General features: G+C 51.3%; 3 protein-coding genes. 1 reads left to right on the forward strand and 2 read right to left on the reverse strand.

The features are described 5' to 3' along the window. Positions 1–123: 123 nt before the first annotated feature. Positions 124–1,356 (forward strand): nucleotide sugar dehydrogenase, encoded by a 1,233-nt coding sequence (locus B2Y11_RS01615; RefSeq protein WP_291055324.1) that lies wholly within the window; start codon positions 124–126, stop codon positions 1,354–1,356. A 195-nt stretch (positions 1,357–1,551) separates the two neighbouring features. Here the strand turns inward: B2Y11_RS01615 and B2Y11_RS01620 are convergent, their stop codons facing one another. Together B2Y11_RS01620 and ispE are read right to left on the reverse strand one after the other, a co-directional pair. Then, positions 1,552–2,556: a hypothetical protein gene (locus B2Y11_RS01620; protein WP_291055327.1), complete on the reverse strand. Its 1,005-nt coding sequence runs from the start codon at positions 2,554–2,556 to the stop codon at positions 1,552–1,554. A 596-nt stretch (positions 2,557–3,152) separates the two neighbouring features. Then, positions 3,153–4,004 carry a 4-(cytidine 5'-diphospho)-2-C-methyl-D-erythritol kinase gene (ispE, locus tag B2Y11_RS01625; RefSeq protein ID WP_291055330.1) on the reverse strand — a complete coding sequence of 284 codons (852 nt, stop codon included), beginning with the start codon at positions 4,002–4,004 and terminating at the stop codon, positions 3,153–3,155. Positions 4,005–4,592 lie beyond the last annotated feature (588 nt).

Genomic DNA, 4,592 nt, shown 5'->3' on the forward strand with positions numbered 1-4,592 from the left:
CCGAGTAAAATTTTACACTAAGCACTGGCAGGCTAAGGGTGTATTGAGTTAAGATATATAGGACAGTTGTTTGAATTAAGAATTTTATTATAATAAAGCTATTAATTCTTTCAGGAGACAGTCATGAATATAGCAGTAGCAGGAACCGGTTATGTGGGTCTTTCGTTAGCCACCCTTCTTTCGCAGCACAACCATGTGATGGCAGTAGATATTATTCCGGAGAAGGTGGACATGGTGAACCATCGAAAGTCACCTATCCAGGATGAATATATAGAGAAGTATCTGGCAGAGAAGGATCTGGATCTCACGGCCACCATGGACGCAGAGGCGGCGTATCGGGATGCGGAAATCGTGATTATTGCCACGCCTACCAATTATGACAGCCAGCGGAATTTTTTTGACACGTCTTCTGTAGAGGCCGTTATCAAGCTGGTGATGAAGTACAATCCCCATGCCATTATGGTCATCAAGTCCACTATCCCTGTAGGATACACGAAGGAAATCCGGGAGAAGATGGGGTCGAAGAATATCATTTTCAGCCCTGAATTCCTGCGGGAGAGCAAGGCCCTTTATGATAATCTCTATCCCAGCCGCATCATCGTTGGTACGGATTTGTCCGATGCCCGGCTGGTAAAGGCGGCGCATACCTTTGCCCGTCTCCTCCAGGAGGGAGCCATTAAAAAAGATATTCCCACCCGTTTCATGGGATTCACAGAAGCAGAGGCGGTGAAACTTTTTGCCAATACCTACCTGGCCATGCGTGTTTCCTATTTCAATGAACTGGACACCTATGCGGAAATGAAGGGGCTGGATACCCGGGAAATCATCGACGGTGTGTGCCTGGATCCCCGGATCGGGGAGTTCTATAACAATCCATCCTTTGGCTATGGCGGCTACTGCCTGCCGAAGGATACGAAGCAGCTTCTGGCCAATTACCGGGATGTGCCGGAGGATTTAATTGAAGCCATTGTGAAATCGAACCGCACAAGAAAGGATTTCATCGCTGACCGGGTGTTGGCAAAGACGGGGTATTACCATGATGGCAGTAGTTATGATGCGGCCAGGGAAAAGCCCATGACCATCGGCGTATACCGACTCACCATGAAATCGAATTCCGATAATTTCCGTCAAAGCAGCATCCAGGGGGTCATGAAGCGGATTAAGGCCAAGGGAGCGGAAGTCATTATCTATGAGCCCACCTTGGAGGACGGAAGCACTTTCTTCGGAAGCCGTGTGGTGAATGATATGGAGAAGTTCAAAAAGGAGAGCCAGGCTATCATTGCGAACCGCTATGATGAAGTGCTGGATGATGTGAAGGACAAGGTGTATACCCGGGATCTCTTCGAGCGGGACTGAATCAGAGGACTTTGAGGGGCGGTCAGACTATCAGACTGACATGGGGCCTGGAAGTGTATCCCCGTTTACGGTAAGTCACGTAGAGCAGGGAGATTTCGAGGTTTCGCTTCGCTGTGCTCGAAATGAGGGGGCAGAGATGGGTATGTAATCAAAGAGGCATCCTGTTTTTCAGGATGCCTCTTTTTCTTTTTATTTTTATTTATTTTTCTCTATCATCTGTTTTTTGATTTCTTCTACGGTTTCAAGAGGAAGGCTCGTACCCTTTGATACATCTTCCACAGAGAGGCCCATAGAAAGCAGGCGGACGGCAGTCTCATTCAGGCCTTCCAGACGGCCTTCCTGACGGCCCTGGGCCAGGCCTCTGTTCAGGGCTTCTTCTGAAATATTTAAGCTCAAGTTGCACATAGTATTCATCTCCTCTTCCATTTCCGGCGTCATTTCAATGTGATATTCTTTCTGCAAAATGTTTCTTTTCGAGTCAAAGGTTTGCTGGCTTTCGGTGAAAAGAACCTGCAGCAGGTGAATCAGTCTGTCTTTGTCTGCCTTTTCTCCCAGGCTGATAAGAACGATGTTGACCAGGTCATAGTTCTCAGGCGATTCCTTGTAACGGTGGAGCAGGTGCTTTTCTTCCAAACGGTAGCGATTGATATAGCTGTCTTCGCTGGGCGAATCCATGCAGATCCAAATGGAATATATCTTTTTGATGCTATTATAATCCTTGCCTTCGAATTCCCGCTCTTTCTGTGAAGAAATAAGGCGGCAGGCATAGAAGACGGCCCTTTTCATCAGATGGTACCCCAGGGTCGATTCTTTCTGGCTGCGCTGGGCCTCTACGTTGATAATGAGGGTCATGGTTTCCTCTGTGCCTGGTGCGCGGGCATGGAAGAGGATGTCGTAGGTGATGTATCCTTCTTTCGGTGCCCCGTCCTCATTGCGGTCGCCTGAGATTTTGGAGGGCACGGCATTCGTAAGGCCCGGGTTTACAGGTACACTTCCCACAAGGGGTGTTCCTTCAATATATTTGTTTGCAATGTCATCGATGCTGGCATCCTGAAATTCGGGAACCACCTTTTTTACGATTTCAGCGAGCAGTTTCCGGCTGGCTAAAAGGTGCTTGGCGTGCTGGTCATACTTTGCGTTATCCGAACCGTATAGGGAATCCATCATATTTTCTGTTATGATAAGTCTTTGCTCGGTCATGGATTCGCCTCCTTTCTTTCTCTATCCATATTGTAAGGGAATAAAGAGGTGGATGCAAGGAAAGAGTGATTCAGGGGAGGAATCATTAGCTTGTAAGATAATCAGGCAATCAGACTGGTGGGAATGCACTTTTTCTCACATACAGCGGACTGCATATGAGCAGGGAGATTTCTCCACTCTGTGGAGATCCTGTATAGGACCTCCAAGTCAGCCGAAGTTGGCCTCCAGCCTGCCCAATAAGAGGTTTTCCTATTGTCGGCTGACCGGCTGCGGTCGAAATGACGGGGGTGCCAGACGGTCAGATAGCAGACAATCAAACAATCAGACAATCAGACAATCAGACTTCAGGCTGGGCTTGGAGGAAACTCCCTCATGAAATGTGAAAGACGGCCAAAAACTCCCTCATGAAAGCGACTATTTGTCAAAAGTAGATGGAAATGAAGATATCCTATTCCCAAAACTTTGAAAAACAGGAAGTTTTGGGAATAGGAATGGTGGGAGAATGGGCCTTATGAAAAAGCCCGTTTTACAAAAGTGCGGCATGCCGCACTTTTGTAAAACGGGAAGCGTTCAGGAAATTGATTTGCATGAGGTATTTATGGCGCCACGGTTTCTGCTGTTTCTACAAACCAGAGGGGATGGTCTCTCTTGAGCGTTTCACGGAGGGCGTCGCCCTCTTTTTTATTTTCCAAAAGGAGGAAGAAGGCGGAGCCGGAGCCGGTCATGAGAGTGGGGCGGGAGAGTGCGCGGAGGGCGCAGGCGGTTTCGCAGAGGATGGGATGGGTGGGGAAGAGGGCGCTTTCGAAGTCGTTGGACAGGGAGGAAAGAAGGAGGTTTTTGTCTCTTGTTTCCAGGGCCTTTACACAGAGGGCGGTGGTGTTTTCCGGCCGGAGTTTCCGGGCATCGATGGCGGCGTAGGCTTTGGCGGTGGAGACGGAGACCTGGGGGCGGACAATGAGAAGGGGGAGGCCCGTCCAGGGGGCAAGGGGGGTGAGTTTTTCCCCGATACCTTCACAGCGGGCGGCGCCGGCAAGGACGCAGAAGGGGATGTCGGCGCCCAGAGCAGCGCCCAAGGCGGCGAGTGTTTCCGGGGTGTCCCCTGTTTCATAGAGGGCGGAAAGTCCCCGGAGGACGGCGGCAGCGTCGGAGGAGCCGCCGCCCATGCCTGCTTCGGAAGGGGTTTCCTTGGCAAGGGTCATGGAGGCGCCGCCTATGATATGGCGGGCAGCAAGGAAATGCTCCGCCGCCTTCACCATGAGGTTGTCCCGGCCCGCCGGGGCGCTGCCCTTCAGGATGGAAAGGCTGACGGTGTCCGCCTTTTTGAGGGTGATGGTGTCATGGAGGGAGATGGAGTGCATGACGGAGTCAATGTCATGGTATCCGTCCGGCCGTCTTTCTCCCACGGACAGGGTGAGATTGATTTTTGCATAGGCTGTTTCCTGTATCATTTCATGCTCCTTGTGGAAATAGGTTTTCTTTATTATAGCCTATAGGGGGGACCGTTGTCCGCTATGGGCTGCCTGCTGGCTGTGAGCGGATGGACTGTATTCCCGAAAGCGGGGAGGTTCAGACGGTGAGACGGTCAGACAGTCAGACATCAGACTTCCCGCAGCCCCTCCGGCCATTCTTTGCCTGCAGCTCAGATGACAGTTGAGGGCGGGAAGTATAGCGCGTAACGTAAGGCTCCTTCCGCTGGAAGGAGCTGGGGGGCAGGGCTGAGGATAGGCCTTTGCGGAGCAAAGGCGCCGCCGAAAGGCGGCCCTAACCTGCGGCGTCAGCCGCGCCCCCTTTTTACTTGCGGCGTCAGCCGCCACCACAACCCTCGGGCCAAAGGCCCGTCAAACTTAAGAACCTTTTCCTTCCACAACCTTTTTACACAACCCTTCTACACAGCCCTTCTGCACCCACAAAGCAAAGCTGCACGGGGCCAATCAAAAAGGGGCTGTGAAAAAATACAGAAATGACACCGCTGCCACTCCACCTCACTGTCATTTCGACGGGAGCCGGTCAGCCGCCAATAGGAAAGCCTCTTATTG

The sequence above is a fragment of the Dialister sp. UBA1703 genome (assembly GCA_002320515.1).
Taxonomy (GTDB): Bacteria; Bacillota; Negativicutes; order Veillonellales; family Dialisteraceae; genus Dialister.